The following is a 15,913-nucleotide window of genomic DNA, read 5'->3' as shown; positions in this document are numbered from 1 at the left end:
GACTTAAACCGGACCTCCGTACTGCTCTTCACGAACAATGCGTGGAGTAATTTCGCGAGCCTCAATCGTGACCGGCTGATAGACAACACGCTTCAACTCTGGGTCATAACGCATTTCCACATTGCCACTGATTGGGAAATCTTTTCTAAATGGATGACCAATAAAGCCATAGTCGGTCAAGATGCGACGTAAGTCGTCATGACCTTCAAACAAAATACCGTAGAGGTCAAACGCTTCACGTTCAAACCAGTTAGCGGAATTCCACACCGGAGTAATTGAGGCAACCAATGGATAGCTATCGTCAGGTGCAAACACACGAACACGCAAGCGCCAGTTATGTTCTATAGAAAGCAAATGACTCACAACACCAAAGCGCTGACCACCCCACGCGCCATCACGGAAGTCTTGATAATCCACGCCACACAAATCAATCAATTGCTCAAAGGCAAGAGATGGATCATCACGCAACAACAGGGCGGATTCTAAATAGGTATCTGGGTTAACGACTACAGTAACTTCACCCAATGCAATCTCAATTGATTGAACACGCTTACCTAAAACTTTTTCTAAATTGGCGGCTAATTGATTTAAACGATCTGACATGATTTAAGCCTTCCGCGCAATCGTGCTGGTACGTGCGATCTTGGATTGCAACTGGATAATTCCGTAGATCAACGCTTCCGCAGTTGGAGGGCAACCAGGAACATAAATATCCACTGGCACGATGCGGTCACAACCGCGAACAACTGAATACGAGTTATGGTAGTAGCCACCGCCATTTGCGCAAGAACCCATTGAGATCACCCAACGTGGTTCAGGCATTTGGTCATAAACCTTACGCAAAGCTGGAGCCATCTTGTTACATAAAGTACCAGCCACAATCATCAAGTCTGATTGACGTGGAGATGGGCGGAATACCACGCCAAAACGGTCTAAGTCATAACGGGATGCGCCAGCATGCATCATCTCTACCGCGCAGCAGGCCAGACCGAAGGTCATAGGCCATAAAGAACCATTACGAGTCCAGTTAATCAACTGGTCAGCTGTAGTGGTAACAAAACCTTCTTTGAGAACGCCTTCTAATGCCATATCTATCACTCCCAGTCGAGAGCGCCCTTTTTCCAGATATATACAAATCCCACAATGAATTCCAAGAGGAAGATCACCATAGAGGCGTAGCCAAGCCATCCAATATCACGTAGCGCTACACCCCATGGGAATAGGAATGCAGTTTCTAAGTCAAACAGGATGAAGAGAATGGCAATTAAGTAGTAGCGCACGTCAAACTTCATACGCGCATCTTCGAAAGCTTCAAAACCGCACTCATACGGAGAGAGTTTTTCAGCATCAGGCTTCGAAGGAGCCAGTATTTTTCCGAGGAACATGGGGACTAATCCCACCCCAATGCCTACGAGGATAAAAAGCAGAACAGGAAAGTAATTAGCGAGATTCAAAATAGCCCTGATTCGTTTGTCTGGTAAATCCTAAAAGCAGCAAATTATTAATTATTCCACTACATAAAGCATTGATTTAGGGCAAAAACCCTTATCAATACTCGTTTTTGGTGCCGACGGCGAGACTCGAACTCGCACAGCCTAAGCCACTACCCCCTCAAGATAGCGTGTCTACCAATTTCACCACGTCGGCATCTTGCAAAACCCATTAATTCTACTGCATTGCACCACTTCACTACCCCATTTTTGAGGCATTTAAATACGTAAAAACCTACTTTTTTACTTAGGAACTGCTGGCTTAGTTGGGTCTTGAACTGGAGCAACAGGGACTGTTGGTGCCACTGCTGGGGCTACCGTTCCAGAAAGAACACCTGGGCTCACTTCTTTCTTGTTACCAATCCAGGTAATACCCAAAGTGCTGATAAAGAAAACAGCAGCAAAAATAGCAGTTGCATGGGATAGGAAGTTGGCAGAGCCACTGGCGCCAAAAAGGCTTCCAGAGGAGCCTGAACCAAAGGCTGCACCCATATCGGCACCCTTACCCTGCTGCAATAGAACCAAGAGAATCACAGCCAAGGCTGAAATTACCTGCAATACGATTAATAAAGTCTTAAACCATTCCACAGCTTATCTCCAAATAAAAAATCTATGCCTGGCAGATAGCAAGAAAGTCCTGGGGATTCAATGAAGCACCCCCAACCAATCCACCATCAATATCCGGCATGGCAAACAATTCAACAGCATTGTCAGGCTTGACACTGCCGCCATACAAAATTCCAACGTGAGACGCTACATCTTCGTTAAATTCGGCTAATTGCAAGCGAATAGCTCGATGCATGTCTTGAGCCACCTGAGCACTTGCAACTTTGCCAGTGCCAATAGCCCAAACAGGCTCATAGGCAATCAGACAGTCTGCCAAGCGATCCTGCAGAACACTAACCTGTTTAGCAACCTGTGAGCAAACAATCTCTTCTGCTCTACCAGAATTTCTCTCATCCGCAGTCTCACCAACGCAAATAACTGGCGTCATGCCATTATCTAAAACCTGAAGGGCTTTTGCTGCTACAACCTCATCCACTTCATGATGCATTTGACGACGTTCTGAGTGGCCAACAATGACATAAATACAGCCCATTTCTTTGAGCATTGAAGCTGCAACTTCGCCCGTATAGGCGCCAGATCCATAAGCTGAGGCATCTTGAGCACCTAGACTTAAAAAGGCCATTGAATGCGCCTTGATTAATTCGGCACACTGAGGCAAATAGGGAAATGGTGGACATACAGCATATCTACGACCTGATGGCATTCCACTCTCCATGCCACGAGCAACGGTCTTGATCCAGTCTTGATTACTTGCAAGACTGCCATTCATTTTCCAATTGCCGATAACGATGAGTGGTCGCATAGGGGTGTTGAATTATCTAAACAGTTAAAACGATTTTGCCAACGTGTTCAGATGACTCCATTAATGCATGAGCATCAGCGGCCTGATCTAGCGTAAATGTTTTATAGATAACTGGTTTGAGCTTGCCAGCATTAAGCAAAGGCCAAACATTTTCAAACAACTGTTTAGTGATTTGCTTCTTAAAAGAAACTGGGCGTGGACGCAATGTTGAACCGGTAATAGTCAAGCGTCGACGCAAAATCTGATTGGTACTTACTTCAGCTTTAGACCCACCCTGGATAGCAATGATCACGATGCGGCCATCATCAGCCAAGCAATCAATTTCCTTTTGCACATAAGCGCCGGTAACCATGTCCAAAATGACATTGACACCCTTGCCATCTGTAGCTTTTTTGACTTCCTCAACAAAATCTTGTGTCTTGTAATTGATAGCAAGATCAGCACCTAAGGCCACGCAAGCAGCACACTTTTCATCGGTACCAGCAGTAACAAAAACTTTGTGACCCAAGGCTTTTGCAATCAAGATGGCAGTAACTCCAATTCCACTGGAACCACCTTGAACCAATAAGGTCTCGCCTTCAGTCAGTTCACCACGCATGAAGACATTGCTCCAAACAGTGTAAAAAGTTTCCGGCAAAGCGGCGGCCTCTTGGTCGCTAAATCCTTTAGGGTATGGAAGGCACTGAGCAACAGGTGCGGTACATAATTCTGCATAGCCACCACCTTGAACCAATGCGCAAACCTTATCGCCAAGCTTCAATCCAAATACATTATCAGAGTGAGATAAATCACCGCCAACAATCTCGCCAGCCACTTCAAGACCAGGAATATCGGATGCGCCCGCAGGAACTGGGTAATGCCCTTTGCGTTGCAAAACGTCAGGACGATTGATTCCAGCTGCAAAAACTTTGATCAAAATTTCACCAGTGCCAGCAGCCGGAGCTACTGGATCAGGGCGAGTGGTTGGCACCAACATTTCTGGGGCGCCAAATTCTTTGATTTCAATTACGCGCATAGATATTCCTACCGGCTTATGTAATTAAGCAGATTCGCCAGATGCCGGAGCCTCAGCAGCCACTTCAGCCGCGCCAGCCAAAGGAGCAATCGTGCCGCCCTCATCAGCCATCGCAGCTTTCAGTGACAAACGCAAACGACCACGCTCATCAGCAGCCAACAATTTCACGCGCACTACTTGGCCTTCTGCCAAATAGTCTTTAACTTCTTTTACGCGCTCATTGGAAATCTCGGAAATATGCAAGAGACCATCTTTACCTGGAAGAATGTTTACCAAAGCACCGAATTCGAGCAACTTAACTACTGGGCCTTCATAGATCTTACCTACTTCAGCTTCAGCAGTAATGCCTTCAATGCGTGCTTTTGCTTCTGCCATGCCTTCAGCAGATGTAGAGGCAATCGTTACAGTACCGTCATCTTTAATATCGATGCTGCAACCAGTTTCTTTGGTCAACGCTTGAATTGTTGCGCCGCCTTTACCGATTACTTCACGAATCTTGTCTGGATGAATCTTGAAAGAAACCATGCGTGGAGCGTGTGCTGACAATTCTGTACGAACTGAACCCATCGCTTCTTGCATTTTGCTCAAGATGTGCAAGCGACCTTCTTTAGCTTGCGCCAAAGCTACTTGCATAATTTCTTTAGTGATACCTTGAACTTTGATATCCATCTGCAAAGCAGTAATACCGTTCGCTGTACCAGCAACTTTAAAGTCCATATCACCTAAGTGATCTTCATCACCCAAGATGTCTGTCAACACAGCAAAACGATTGCCATCAAGGATCAAACCCATAGCTACGCCAGCAACGTGCGCTTTAACTGGAACACCAGCGTCCATCATAGCCAAACAGCCGCCGCAAACAGAAGCCATTGATGACGAGCCATTGGACTCAGTAATCTCTGAAACCACACGAATGCTGTATGCAAAATCTTCTGCACTTGGCAATACTGGAATTAATGCACGTTTAGCCAAACGACCATGACCAATTTCACGACGCTTAGGGCTACCTACCCGACCTGTTTCGCCAGTAGCAAACGGAGGCATGTTGTAGTGGAACATGAAACGATCGCGGTATTCACCCTCGAGCGCATCAATAATTTGCTCGTCACGTGCAGTACCTAAAGTAGCCACTACGAGAGCTTGCGTTTCGCCACGAGTAAACAAAGCAGAGCCGTGTGTACGTGGCAATACGCCGTTACGAATTTCGATTGGACGAACTGTACGTGTATCGCGACCATCAATACGTGGCTCACCATTCAAAATCTGGCTACGCACAATCTTCGCTTCGATTTCAAACATGATGTCACTCACAGCAACAGCATCAACATCACCCTCTTCGGATAACTTAGCCATTACTTCTTTAGAAATTTCTTTGAGCTTGTCTGAACGAGCACCCTTTTGACGAATCTGATAAGCCTCACGCAATGGTGCTTCAGCCAATGCAGTTACCTTAGCGATAAATGGCTCATCTTTAGGAGCCGCAGTCCAATCCCACTCAGGTTTGCCAGCTTCACGAACTAAATCGTTAATAGCATTGATGGCTGTTTGCATTTGGTCATGACCATATACAACTGCACCCAACATTACATCTTCAGATAATTGATTTGCTTCAGACTCAACCATCAATACAGCTGCTTGTGTACCTGCAACGATCAAATCGAGTTCGCTAGTAGCCTGTTCTGTACGGGTTGGATTCAAAAGGTACTGACCATTTGCATAACCAACACGTGCGGCACCAACTGGTCCAGCAAATGGGATGCCTGAAACAGCTAAGGCTGCAGAAGCAGCGATCAAAGCAGGAATATCAGCAGGTACGTCTGGGTTGATGGACAAAACGTGCACCACAACCTGAACTTCGTTCAAGAAACCTTCTGGGAACAATGGACGCAATGGACGGTCAATCAAACGGGAGATCAATGTCTCACCTTCAGATGGACGACCTTCACGACGGAAGAAGCCACCAGGGATCTTGCCTGCTGCGTAAGTTTTTTCTAAGTAATCAACAGTCAATGGGAAAAATGATTGGCCTGGCTTTGCAGACTTAGAGGCTACGACTGTACCCATTACTACTGTGTCATCTACGTTAACGATAACGGCACCACCAGCTTGACGAGCAATCTCGCCTGTCTCCATTGTTACTTGATGATTGCCCCATTGAAAACTTTTTACTGCTTTTTTAAACATAGTCATTCTGATCTTCTCCAAATTGTTCACGCAAGACTCACATGAGCATTGCGCTTGTCGTGGGATAAAGCAGTGTCACGACAACACTGGAGCGATTTAAGATCACAAGGGATGCCATTCCAGGGAGGCTCTGAACAAACATCAGAAGCTCATTGGAATGACACAATCCCCTACACAAATAATCTTGAAACGCCCAAAAAACATGCCATCTGCTTAAGACTGATTCTGTGAAGAAACAACCCTAAGATAGATGGCATTGCATACCGATAAGAATTACTTACGGAGACCTAATTTCTCAATCAATGCGCGATAGCGATCCAAATCTTTGCCTTTGAGGTAATCCAAGAGACGACGGCGACGTGAAACCATCTTCAACAAACCACGACGGCTGTGATGATCTTTAGCGTTAGCCTTGAAATGGGGGGTTAATTCATTGATGCGGGCTGTGAGCAATGAAACTTGAACTTCAGGGCTACCCGTATCGTTTGCGCTGCGCGCGTTTTCTTTGACGATTTCCGCCGTTTTAATATCAGCAACTGCCATTTTTAATACTCCTAACTTGCGAACACCTGAGCTTTCACCCAATAAGTGTCGTGCGTGATTAACAAAATAATACAAAAAAGCTTTATAAATCAAAGCCCTCGAATTGTAGCAGATGAATCAAGACTGAAGTCCGAGTAAGAAAAAACCGCCAAAGAGGCGGTTTAATAAAAATACATATATAAAACAATGACTTATGGATTTTAAGGGGTCATTTGAGCGTTTAACTTAGCCTGACTCGGGTCATGTAACTTGTTTAAGGCTGACAAGTAGGCCTTCGCAGAGGCTGCAATGATGTCGGGATCAGTGCCCACACCATTCACAATACGACCGCCTTTAGCCAAACGAACAGTCACTTCACCCTGGGATTGTGTGCCAGAGGTAATTGCATTCACTGAATAAAGCAACTGCTCTGCCCCGCTTTTAGCAATGCCCTCAATCGCATTCAAGCTAGCATCAACCGGTCCGTTGCCTTCTGCTTCTGAACTAATCTCTTTGTCACCCATGCGGAAAGTCACACGTGACTTAGGGCGTTCACCAGTTTCAGAATGCTGGCTTAAGGAGATAAATTTGTAATGCTCGCCCTCTTCTGCTGCAGCTGAATCAGACATGATGGCAATAATATCTTCATCAAAAATCTCAGACTTCTGATCTGCCAAGGCCTTAAAACGAGTAAACGCTTCATTCAAATCAGCCTCAGCTTCAACCGTAATACCCAATTCTTGCAAGCGTTGTTTGAAAGCATTGCGACCTGATAACTTACCCAAAACAATTTTGTTTGCTGACCAACCCACATCTTCTGCGCGCATGATTTCATAGGTGTCACGGTTTTTCAATATGCCGTCTTGGTGAATACCTGATGTGTGCGCAAAGGCATTAGCGCCAACCACCGCCTTATTAGGCTGCACAACAAAACCAGTTATCTGGGAAACCAACTTTGAGGCTGGCACGATTTGGGTAGCATCAATGCCGCAAACCATATCAAAGTAATCCTTGCGGGTACGCAATGACATCACGATTTCTTCTAATGCAGTATTACCTGCACGTTCGCCCAAGCCATTAATCGTGCACTCGATTTGACGAGCTCCGCCGATCTTGACGCCAGCCAAAGAGTTCGCAACAGCCATACCCAAGTCATTATGGCAATGCACTGACCACACTGCTTTATCTGAATTAGGCACTCGTGTGCGCAAAGTCTTAATAAACTCACCATACAACTCAGGGGTTGCGTAACCAACCGTATCTGGAATATTAATGGTGGATGCACCTTCCTTAATTACGGCCTCAACGACTCTGCACAAGAAATCCATCTCAGATCGATAACCATCCTCAGCAGAGAATTCAATATCAGCAGCCAAGTTACGCGCAAAACGAATAGAGCGTTTAGCTTGCTCCAAAACCTCTTCTGGAGACATACGCAACTTCACAGCCATATGCAATGGACTTGTGGCCAAGAATGCATGAATACGCTTTGCATTAGCCGCTTGCAACGCATCAGCAGCACGGGTAATGTCTTTGTCATTGGCTCTGGCGAGTGAGCAAACAATCGAATCTTTGACAGCAGCCGCCACAGCAGAAATAGCCTGGAAGTCACCTTCAGAGCTTGCTGCAAAACCAGCCTCGATCACATCAACTTTAAGACGCTCTAACTGGCGCGCAATTCGCACTTTTTCGTCTTTAGTCATTGATGCGCCTGGTGACTGCTCGCCATCACGTAAGGTGGTATCAAAAATGATTACTTTGTCGCTCATTACTACTCTCCGGTTTTAAATGCTGCTGAACTCATTAATACAATCTTATAAAACAAAAACCCCAGCAATTTGCTGGGGCTGGTATGTGGTGGCTAATGAATATCTTTTATCTCATTAACTCAGGCCTTACCCGCCCCAAGCTTTAGGCTTAGTGCTAGCAGAAGAAGGCTAGATAAAAGTGAGAAATTCATAGTCATAGAATTACTATACCCCAAAATTGTGGAATTAGCTAAAACGCTTTCCACTGAGTCGTTCCCATGCCCAAATGACGTAGCCGGATATGGAATAGACCACAAACAAGCCGAATAGAGTCAACGGCGGATTTGATGAGATCAAAACAAACGTGAGGATCATCAGAACCATGACGCCAAAAGGCACACGGTAGCGTACATCTAAGGCTTTGCCACTGTAAAAACGGGCATTAGAAACCATCGTTAAACCAGCATAGACTGCAATAAAGAAAGTAACCCAGGGAATCGCAGTATCTCGCACCGGAATCTTGTTGTCATCAGCTAACCAAATGAAGCCGGCCATTAAGGCGCCAGCTGCTGGGCTTGGCAAGCCCTGGAAAAACTTCTTGTCCACTACGCCTGTGTTGACGTTGAAGCGCGCCAAACGCAAAGCAGCACCAGCGCAGTAAGTAAATGCAGCTAACCAACCCCATTTACCCAAATCTTTTAGGGCCCATTCGTATGCGACCAATGCAGGCGCAACACCAAAGGAGACCATATCGGCAAGTGAATCATATTGCTCACCAAACGCACTCTGAGTGTTAGTCATGCGCGCCACCCGACCATCCATTCCATCCAAGACTAGAGATGCAAAGATCGCAATGGCTGCCATCTCAAACTGATGGTTCATCGCATTCACAATAGCAAAGAAGCCGCAAAACAAAGCGGCAGTAGTAAATGCATTTGGTAAGAGATAAATGCCCTTGCTACGTAAGCGGGGCTTTTGAGGATGCAACTCTTCTACTTCGTAATCTATCCCATCGCCCAACTCATCAGCCCACTGGTGATCAGAGGTGGCAGTATGCTTGTGGGACAGGCGGCTTCGGTCTATGCGACCACGACGGCGAAATGTAGTCAAAAAATATCCTAGTGAATAATATTTCGAATCAATCTAAGCCAGGCAAACGTGCCAAAGCTGTATTTGTTGCAAACACTTTATCACCAACACTCACCAATGGTTCGGCGGTTAGTGGCAAATACACATCCACACGCGAACCAAAGCGAATAAATCCATAACGCTCGCCTGCTTTGAGACGATCACCAACATGGATATAGCAGAGGATGCGGCGCGCAATCAAACCAGCAACCTGAACTAAGGTAACGATTTGACCATTGGCATCAATCACAACAGCATTGCGCTCATTCTCTGTTGATGCTTTATCTAAATCTGCGTTTACAAACTTACCAGGGAAATACTGGATCTCTTTCACCAAGCCATTTACTGCGCTACGGTTAGAGTGAACATTGAATACATTCATGAATACGCTAATTTTGAGCGCCTCACGACCAGCATAAGGATCATTAGTTTTTTCAACAACCACAATGCGACCATCAGCTGGAGATAAAACTAGATCGCGACCCATTGCAGGTATACGCTGCGGATCACGGAAGAACTGCAGAACAAAGATAAAGATGATCCAAAGAGGCCATGACCAGGCAATCCCACCGAGATAGTGGACAAGTAAAGTCACCGCCCCCACTAACGCCAAATACGGCCATCCTTCTTTCGCAATAATGGGGTGTGGATACATCATCTTTGTTCTGAGCCTTTTTATTTACTTCTATTGGTTAGTTGCTTAGTTTTTAGTCTGGTCAACCAACTTGTTCTTAGCAATCCAAGGCATCATAGCGCGTAATTTAGCGCCCACTACTTCGATGTCATGTTCTGCGTTCAAACGACGACGAGAAATCAAAGTAGGCGCACCCGCTTTGTTTTCCAAGATGAAGCTCTTTGCATACTCACCAGTTTGAATATCTTTCAAGCACTGACGCATTGCATTCTTAGTATCTTCAGTAACTACGCGTGGACCAGTTACATACTCACCATACTCAGCATTGTTAGAGATTGAGTAGTTCATGTTGGCGATGCCACCTTCGTAGATCAAGTCAACGATTAACTTGAGCTCATGTAAGCACTCGAAGTAAGCCATCTCAGGAGCGTAACCTGCCTCAACCAAAGTTTCAAAACCAGCTTTGATCAACTCAACTGCGCCACCACAGAGAACAGCCTGCTCACCGAACAAGTCAGTTTCAGTTTCTTCACGGAAGTTTGTTTCGATGATGCCAGCACGACCGCCGCCGTTTGCAGTTGCGTATGACAAAGCAACATCACGTGCAGAACCAGACTTGTCTTGGTACACAGCGATCAAATGAGGTACGCCGCCACCTTGTGCGTAAGTACCACGTACTGTGTGGCCAGGAGCCTTAGGAGCGATCATGATCACGTCTAAATCAGCACGTGGCTGAACTTGACCGTAGTGAACATTAAAGCCGTGAGCAAAAGCAAGAGCAGCGCCCTGCTTGATATTGCCGTGAACTTCTTTGTTGTAAACATCAGCGATTTGCTCATCAGGCAAGAGCATCATTACTACGTCTGCATCTTTAACAGCTTCGCCAACTTCTTTAACTTTCAAGCCAGCATTCGCCGCCTTGCTCCAGGAAGCACCATCTTTACGCAAACCAACAGTAACGTTAACGCCAGAATCTTTGAGGTTCAATGCGTGCGCGTGACCTTGTGAACCATAACCAATGATGGTGACTTTCTTGCCCTTAATGAGGGACAAATCAGCGTCTTTATCGTAAAAAACTTTCATGCTCTTTCCTTGTATTGAAAATGTAATTAATGCAGTAATTAGTTAAAAAATTAAACCTTGAGGATGCGTTCTCCACGACCAATTCCGGAACCGCCCGAGCGAACAGTTTCCAAAATCGATGCGCGATCGATCGAATCAATAAAGGCATCCAGCTTGGCACCATCGCCAGTCAACTCAATGGTGTAACTCTTATCAGTCACATCAATGATGCGACCGCGGAAGATATCGGTAGTGCGCTTGAGCTCTTCACGCTCTTTTCCTACAGCACGAACCTTAATCATCATGAGCTCACGCTCAATATGAGGACCTTCACTCAAATCAAATACCTTAACAACTTCAACCAAACGGTTTAAGTGTTTAGTGATTTGCTCAATGACATCATCGGAACCAAAGGTAACGATTGTCATGCGAGACAAAGATGGGTCTTCAGTAGGTGCAACACTTAAAGTGTCAATGTTGTAGCCGCGAGCAGAAAATAGGCCTACTACACGTGACAATGCGCCTGGTTCGTTCTCAATCAGTACAGAAATAATATGACGCATTAGAGATCCTCACTACCCAAAAGCATTTCAGTAATACCCTTACCCGCTTGAACCATAGGCCAAACGTTTTCTTCTGGGTCAGTCTGGAAGTCCATGAATACGGTGCGATCTTTTAAATGAATCGCTTCTTTAAGAGCGCCCTCAACATCGGATTTCTTTTCAATACGCATACCAACGTGACCATAAGCTTCAGCCAACTTTACAAAGTCAGGCAAGGAGTCCATGTATGAGCTGGAGTAGCGCTTGTTATAAGTAAGCTCCTGCCACTGGCGAACCATACCTAGGTAACGGTTATTCAAAGACACGATCTTCACAGGAGTGTCGTACTGCTTGCATGTCGACAACTCTTGAATACACATCTGGATAGAGCCTTCACCGGTAATGGTGAATACATCTTTATCTGGGAATGCTTTCTTGATGCCCATAGCGTATGGCAAACCAACTCCCATAGTGCCAAGACCACCAGAATTAATCCAACGACGTGGCTTATCAAACTTATAGAACTGAGCAGCCCACATTTGATGCTGACCTACGTCGGAGCAAATAAATGCATCACCACCTGTGAGTTCCCATAACTTTTGAACAACGTACTGCGGCTTCACAATTTGAGAAGCTTCGTCGTACTTCAAGCAATCTTTTTTGCGCCACTCATTAATCTGATCCCACCATGCAGCAACTTTATCGCCATTCTTACGTGGGCCAGCTGCCTTGATTTGAGCGGTCATCTCAACCAGAACTTCTTTGAGGTTGCCAACGATAGGAACATCTACCTTCACGCGCTTAGAAATCACGGAAGGATCGATGTCAATGTGAATGATTTTGCGTGGATGACTTGCAAAGTGAGCAGTGTTACCAATCACACGGTCATCAAAACGCGCGCCAATGGCAATCAATACATCGCTGTGTTGCATAGCCATATTGGCTTCGTATGTTCCATGCATGCCGAGCATGCCCACGAACTGTGGACTCGTTCCGGGGAATCCACCCAAGCCCATCAGGGTATTGGTAACTGGATAACCCAAAAGATCAGCAAACTCCTTTAACTCGGGAGCAGCATCTGACAAAATCACGCCACCGCCGGTGTAGATGTATGGGCGCTCAGCTTCTTGCAATAGGGCTACTGCCTTACGAATTTGTCCGCTATGACCCTTAACAACAGGGTTGTAAGAACGCATTTCCAGGCTATCAGGATATACAAATGGTCCCTTAGCCGCAGAGACATCTTTTGGTATGTCAATCAACACGGGGCCAGGACGACCTGTCTGCGCAATGTGGAAGGCCTTCTTCAACACCATTGGAAGATCTTTAACATCCTTGACCAAGAAGTTGTGTTTTACAACTGGGCGCGTGATACCAACGGTATCTGCCTCTTGGAAAGCGTCTTCACCAATAGCGTATGTTGGCACGTTACCGCTGATGATCACCATGGGGATCGAGTCAGTGTAAGCAGTAGCAATACCAGTCACTGCATTAGTCACACCTGGGCCTGAGGTAACTAGTGCTACGCCGACCTTACCGGTTGCGCGCGCATAGCCATCAGCCGCATGAACAGCCCCTTGCTCATGGCGAACAAGAATGTGCTCAAACTTGTCTTGCTTAAAAATTTCGTCATAGATAAAGAGAACTGATCCACCTGGGTAACCCCAGACAAATTCAACACCCTCTTTGTGCAATGCATGAACGAGCATCTCTGCGCCAATCATTTCTGGAGGCGCTGCATCATTGTTTGTATTTGTTGTGTCTTTGTTAGCTTTGCTAGCTAAAAATTCGGCGCTGCTTGTATTCATTTTCTTTCGTCCTTTGCAATTTTCGGCAAAAAATTGATTGGTCTGTTCTATCTCCTGCTTATGGCCTGAGTTCGAACGGCGCTGCTACCGGAAAAAACCACTTCTTGAATGAGATTCTAGGTAGTAAGCCCTATATTCTATAGCAATCCCCTAAAATGGCTGAATTCTTACCGATTCAGGTCTAATCCATTGCATGGCATCAGCCCAAGAACTATCTGACTTTCTCAGCAGTGTTGAGCAACGCGCCTTTAAGCAGGCGGTATACGCCGTGCGTGACGACGATGCTGCATTAGATATCGTTCAAGATGCCATGATCAAACTGGCCGAAAAATATGGTGATAGACCGGCAGCTGAACTGCCCTTAGTTTTCACCAGAATTTTGCAGAACTGTATTCATGACTGGTTTAGAAGGCAAAAGGTTAGAAATACCTGGGTCACCCTTTTTTCCAATATGGGTAAAAAAGTGGATGAAAACGATGATTTTGACCCTTTAGAGTCCCTTTCAGCTCCAGATGACAGTGAAATTCACCAGGATGGGGCGCAAAAGCTTGAAAAAAGTCAGCTTTTACAGGCTTTGGAGTCAGAAATATCTAAATTGCCTGTACGTCAACGAGAAGCCTTCCTGATGCGTTATTGGGATGAGCTAAGTATTACTGAGACGGCACAGGCAATGAGTTGTAGCGAAGGAAGTGTTAAAACCCACTGTTCTAGGGCCACCCAAACATTAGCTAAAGCATTGAAATTAAAAGGAATTACGCTGTGAAACACTTTGATGACCAACTATCCCAGACTCAAGCCGACCAATTTGGTCAGGCTAGCGCTGCCCTGCTCCGTCAAGGTGCCCAAACCATTCCTCAAAACATTAAAGATCGCCTGTATTCAGCACGTATGAAGGCGCTGTCTGTTAAGAAGCCAGAAAAAGTACGTATTCAAAAGCAAGTTTTGGCAGGCTCTGGCCGTAACTGGACATCCGGATCTAGCAGCACTTGGGATACCTTGGGCTGGATTGCTCCATTGGTAGTCTTGGTATTTGGCTTGATCGGTATTGCCCAATGGCAAGATGATTCTCGCATTAATGACATTGCTGAAGTAGATGCGGCTTTATTGTCTGATGATGTGCCGCCAGATGCTTATGCTGATAGCGGATTTATGGCCTTTCTTAAAAATGGTCCTCTCTCTGAGTCAGATAGCTCATCAGACTCTATTCAAAGCAAATAGTTCCGACTCAATTGATGTCATTAACTACTAGAACGCAAAAGACTTGTGGGCTAGCGCTCTGTGCTTTTTTGTGCGCGTTTTTAGTTAGCCCAGCATTCGCACAGTTACTGCCAAACACTTCAAATGGGAAAGCAACGGCCATTCCCGAGAAAAAGCCTGACGGGACATGGGAAGGCTTAAAGCCAGCTCAACAGAAAATACTTGCGCCGCTTGAAAGCGATTGGGACTACATGCTGCCCGATAGTCGTAAGAAGTGGATTCAAGTTGCCAACATCTATCCGAAGATGAGCGTTCAGGATCAAGAGCGACTTCAATCGCGGATGACCGGTTGGTCCAACCTCTCCCAAAAAGAGCGTCGCATTGCCCGTGAAAATTATCTCGCCAGCCTCAAATTCCCTGCTGAGAAAAAGGCAGAGGCATGGACTGCCTACCAAAAACTAAGCGATGAACAAAAAAAGAAGTTGGCAGAATCCGAAGCAAAGAAAAAACCCACTGCTGCTAACGCGCCAACACTGCAACAGCATCCCATATCCCCAAAGGCAGCCCTTCCTCCAGCTGTCATAGCGCCATCAGAAAACTCAGGATCTGCAACAGAGAGCAGCTCACCTGGTAGCGCATCTAGCAGCCCAACAAACAATTAAGCAGTCTATGACGCCTGCTGAACTAGACGTATTACCCTCCCCTCAATTTTGGCGTCGCGTTTCATGCTGCCTCTATGAGCAACTTGTATTGCTAGGGGTAATAGCATTTACTTTTTTGGTTCCAAATCTTGGATTAGGAATTCTATTTGGTATCTCGTTGCCAAGTTGGCTTACTTTTTTGTACCTCTACGCTGTTTTAGGAATTTATTTCGTGTGGTACTGGACCAAATCTGGTCAGACACTTGCCATGCAAACATGGCGCGTTCGCATCATCGGCAAAGGTGGGCACACCCTTACTAAGCGACAGGCCTTTTGGCGCTATGTCTATGGGTCCCTGTGGCTTATACCGTGCGTCTTATTGCAATGGGCTTTTCATTTAGAAAAGTGGCAAATCATTGAAATGCTTTTTGAGGTAGCTTTGTTTATTTGGCCACTCAGTATTTACCTAGACCGTCGCAGCTACTTGCATCGACAAAGCCTGCCAGATCGGTTAGCCGGAACCCGTTTGGTCGAGCTCCCTAAAAATCTCGTCACTCTGACTTGATAGCGTTG

At 45.8% G+C, this 15,913-nt stretch carries 18 protein-coding genes and 1 tRNA gene; 4 read left to right on the top strand and 15 right to left on the bottom strand.

Features of this window, described 5'->3' with window-relative positions; translation table 11 throughout:
• Nucleotides 1-3 precede the first annotated feature (3 nt).
• From ICN19_RS08560 to ICN19_RS08490, 15 genes are all read right to left on the bottom strand, one after another.
• Nucleotides 4-603: an NADH-quinone oxidoreductase subunit C gene (locus ICN19_RS08560; protein WP_216247078.1), complete on the bottom strand. Its 600-nt coding sequence runs from the start codon at nt 601-603 to the stop codon at nt 4-6.
• 3 nt (nt 604-606) lie between these two features.
• Nucleotides 607-1,089: an NADH-quinone oxidoreductase subunit B family protein gene (locus ICN19_RS08555; RefSeq protein ID WP_011902891.1), complete on the bottom strand. Its 483-nt coding sequence runs from the start codon at nt 1,087-1,089 to the stop codon at nt 607-609.
• 5 nt (nt 1,090-1,094) lie between these two features.
• Nucleotides 1,095-1,454, bottom strand: coding sequence for an NADH-quinone oxidoreductase subunit A (locus ICN19_RS08550; protein WP_012357790.1), 360 nt, complete (start codon nt 1,452-1,454; stop codon nt 1,095-1,097).
• A gap of 108 nt (nt 1,455-1,562) precedes the next feature.
• Nucleotides 1,563-1,647, bottom strand: a tRNA-Leu gene (locus tag ICN19_RS08545).
• An 86-nt stretch (nt 1,648-1,733) separates the two neighbouring features.
• A complete protein-coding gene (gene secG, locus ICN19_RS08540) occupies nt 1,734-2,078 on the bottom strand; it encodes a preprotein translocase subunit SecG (RefSeq protein WP_216247077.1) in 345 nt (114 codons plus the stop codon).
• A gap of 22 nt (nt 2,079-2,100) precedes the next feature.
• Nucleotides 2,101-2,859 (bottom strand): triose-phosphate isomerase, encoded by a 759-nt coding sequence (gene tpiA, locus ICN19_RS08535; RefSeq protein ID WP_216247076.1) that lies wholly within the window; start codon nt 2,857-2,859, stop codon nt 2,101-2,103.
• Nucleotides 2,860-2,875: 16 nt separating this feature from the next.
• On the bottom strand, nt 2,876-3,874 hold the full coding sequence (locus ICN19_RS08530) for an NAD(P)H-quinone oxidoreductase (RefSeq protein ID WP_216247075.1): 999 nt from the start codon (nt 3,872-3,874) through the stop codon (nt 2,876-2,878).
• 24 nt (nt 3,875-3,898) lie between these two features.
• On the bottom strand, nt 3,899-6,064 hold the full coding sequence (gene pnp, locus ICN19_RS08525) for a polyribonucleotide nucleotidyltransferase (protein ID WP_216247074.1): 2,166 nt from the start codon (nt 6,062-6,064) through the stop codon (nt 3,899-3,901).
• 267 nt (nt 6,065-6,331) lie between these two features.
• On the bottom strand, nt 6,332-6,601 hold the full coding sequence (gene rpsO / locus ICN19_RS08520; protein ID WP_068323724.1) for a 30S ribosomal protein S15: 270 nt from the start codon (nt 6,599-6,601) through the stop codon (nt 6,332-6,334).
• A 200-nt stretch (nt 6,602-6,801) separates the two neighbouring features.
• Nucleotides 6,802-8,349 (bottom strand): 2-isopropylmalate synthase, encoded by a 1,548-nt coding sequence (locus ICN19_RS08515; RefSeq protein ID WP_216247073.1) that lies wholly within the window; start codon nt 8,347-8,349, stop codon nt 6,802-6,804.
• Nucleotides 8,350-8,574: 225 nt separating this feature from the next.
• Nucleotides 8,575-9,438 (bottom strand): CDP-diacylglycerol--serine O-phosphatidyltransferase, encoded by an 864-nt coding sequence (pssA, locus tag ICN19_RS08510; protein ID WP_216247071.1) that lies wholly within the window; start codon nt 9,436-9,438, stop codon nt 8,575-8,577.
• A gap of 28 nt (nt 9,439-9,466) precedes the next feature.
• Nucleotides 9,467-10,114 carry a phosphatidylserine decarboxylase gene (locus ICN19_RS08505; protein ID WP_216247070.1) on the bottom strand — a complete coding sequence of 216 codons (648 nt, stop codon included), beginning with the start codon at nt 10,112-10,114 and terminating at the stop codon, nt 9,467-9,469.
• 42 nt (nt 10,115-10,156) lie between these two features.
• Entirely contained in the window at nt 10,157-11,173 is a 1,017-nt protein-coding gene (gene ilvC, locus ICN19_RS08500; RefSeq protein WP_216247069.1) for a ketol-acid reductoisomerase, read from the bottom strand.
• Nucleotides 11,174-11,223: 50 nt separating this feature from the next.
• Nucleotides 11,224-11,715 (bottom strand): acetolactate synthase small subunit, encoded by a 492-nt coding sequence (gene ilvN, locus ICN19_RS08495; RefSeq protein WP_011902903.1) that lies wholly within the window; start codon nt 11,713-11,715, stop codon nt 11,224-11,226.
• A complete protein-coding gene (locus ICN19_RS08490; RefSeq protein WP_216247068.1) occupies nt 11,715-13,502 on the bottom strand; it encodes an acetolactate synthase 3 catalytic subunit in 1,788 nt (595 codons plus the stop codon). Before ICN19_RS08490 ends, ilvN begins: the two co-directional genes overlap by 1 nt.
• 193 nt (nt 13,503-13,695) lie before the next feature.
• Between ICN19_RS08490 and ICN19_RS08485 the strand changes: the two genes are divergently transcribed.
• From ICN19_RS08485 to ICN19_RS08470, 4 genes are read left to right on the top strand one after another with little or no spacing between them, the layout of a single operon-like run.
• A complete protein-coding gene (locus ICN19_RS08485; protein ID WP_216247063.1) occupies nt 13,696-14,265 on the top strand; it encodes an RNA polymerase sigma factor in 570 nt (189 codons plus the stop codon).
• A complete protein-coding gene (locus ICN19_RS08480) occupies nt 14,262-14,720 on the top strand; it encodes a DUF3619 family protein (RefSeq protein ID WP_216247062.1) in 459 nt (152 codons plus the stop codon). Before ICN19_RS08485 ends, ICN19_RS08480 begins: the two co-directional genes overlap by 4 nt.
• A gap of 14 nt (nt 14,721-14,734) precedes the next feature.
• Nucleotides 14,735-15,361 carry a DUF3106 domain-containing protein gene (locus ICN19_RS08475; protein WP_216247061.1) on the top strand — a complete coding sequence of 209 codons (627 nt, stop codon included), beginning with the start codon at nt 14,735-14,737 and terminating at the stop codon, nt 15,359-15,361.
• Nucleotides 15,362-15,368: 7 nt separating this feature from the next.
• Complete coding sequence (locus ICN19_RS08470; RefSeq protein ID WP_216247060.1) at nt 15,369-15,905, top strand: RDD family protein; 537 nt, start codon at nt 15,369-15,371, stop codon at nt 15,903-15,905.
• Nucleotides 15,906-15,913: the final 8 nt, after the last annotated feature.

Source organism: Polynucleobacter sp. AP-Capit-er-40B-B4 (assembly GCF_018882245.1).
Classification (GTDB): domain Bacteria; phylum Pseudomonadota; class Gammaproteobacteria; order Burkholderiales; family Burkholderiaceae; genus Polynucleobacter.
This window is presented reverse-complemented; position numbering and strand designations above follow the sequence as displayed.

Bases quoted from the DNA above. Each gene is read 5' to 3' on its own strand.
- ICN19_RS08560 (WP_216247078.1), bottom strand. From the start codon at position 603: ATGTCAGATCGTTTAAATCAATTAGCCGCCAATTTAGAAAAAGTTTTA.
- ICN19_RS08555 (WP_011902891.1), bottom strand. From the start codon at position 1,089: ATGGCATTAGAAGGCGTTCTCAAAGAAGGTTTTGTTACCACTACAGCT.
- tpiA (WP_216247076.1), bottom strand. From the start codon at position 2,859: ATGCGACCACTCATCGTTATCGGCAATTGGAAAATGAATGGCAGTCTT.
- ICN19_RS08530 (WP_216247075.1), bottom strand. From the start codon at position 3,874: ATGCGCGTAATTGAAATCAAAGAATTTGGCGCCCCAGAAATGTTGGTG.
- pnp (WP_216247074.1), bottom strand. From the start codon at position 6,064: ATGACTATGTTTAAAAAAGCAGTAAAAAGTTTTCAATGGGGCAATCAT.
- rpsO (WP_068323724.1), bottom strand. From the start codon at position 6,601: ATGGCAGTTGCTGATATTAAAACGGCGGAAATCGTCAAAGAAAACGCG.
- ICN19_RS08515 (WP_216247073.1), bottom strand. From the start codon at position 8,349: ATGAGCGACAAAGTAATCATTTTTGATACCACCTTACGTGATGGCGAG.
- ICN19_RS08505 (WP_216247070.1), bottom strand. From the start codon at position 10,114: ATGATGTATCCACACCCCATTATTGCGAAAGAAGGATGGCCGTATTTG.
- ilvC (WP_216247069.1), bottom strand. From the start codon at position 11,173: ATGAAAGTTTTTTACGATAAAGACGCTGATTTGTCCCTCATTAAGGGC.
- ilvN (WP_011902903.1), bottom strand. From the start codon at position 11,715: ATGCGTCATATTATTTCTGTACTGATTGAGAACGAACCAGGCGCATTG.
- ICN19_RS08490 (WP_216247068.1), bottom strand. From the start codon at position 13,502: ATGAATACAAGCAGCGCCGAATTTTTAGCTAGCAAAGCTAACAAAGAC.
- ICN19_RS08485 (WP_216247063.1), top strand. From the start codon at position 13,696: ATGGCATCAGCCCAAGAACTATCTGACTTTCTCAGCAGTGTTGAGCAA.
- ICN19_RS08475 (WP_216247061.1), top strand. From the start codon at position 14,735: ATGTCATTAACTACTAGAACGCAAAAGACTTGTGGGCTAGCGCTCTGT.
- ICN19_RS08470 (WP_216247060.1), top strand. From the start codon at position 15,369: ATGACGCCTGCTGAACTAGACGTATTACCCTCCCCTCAATTTTGGCGT.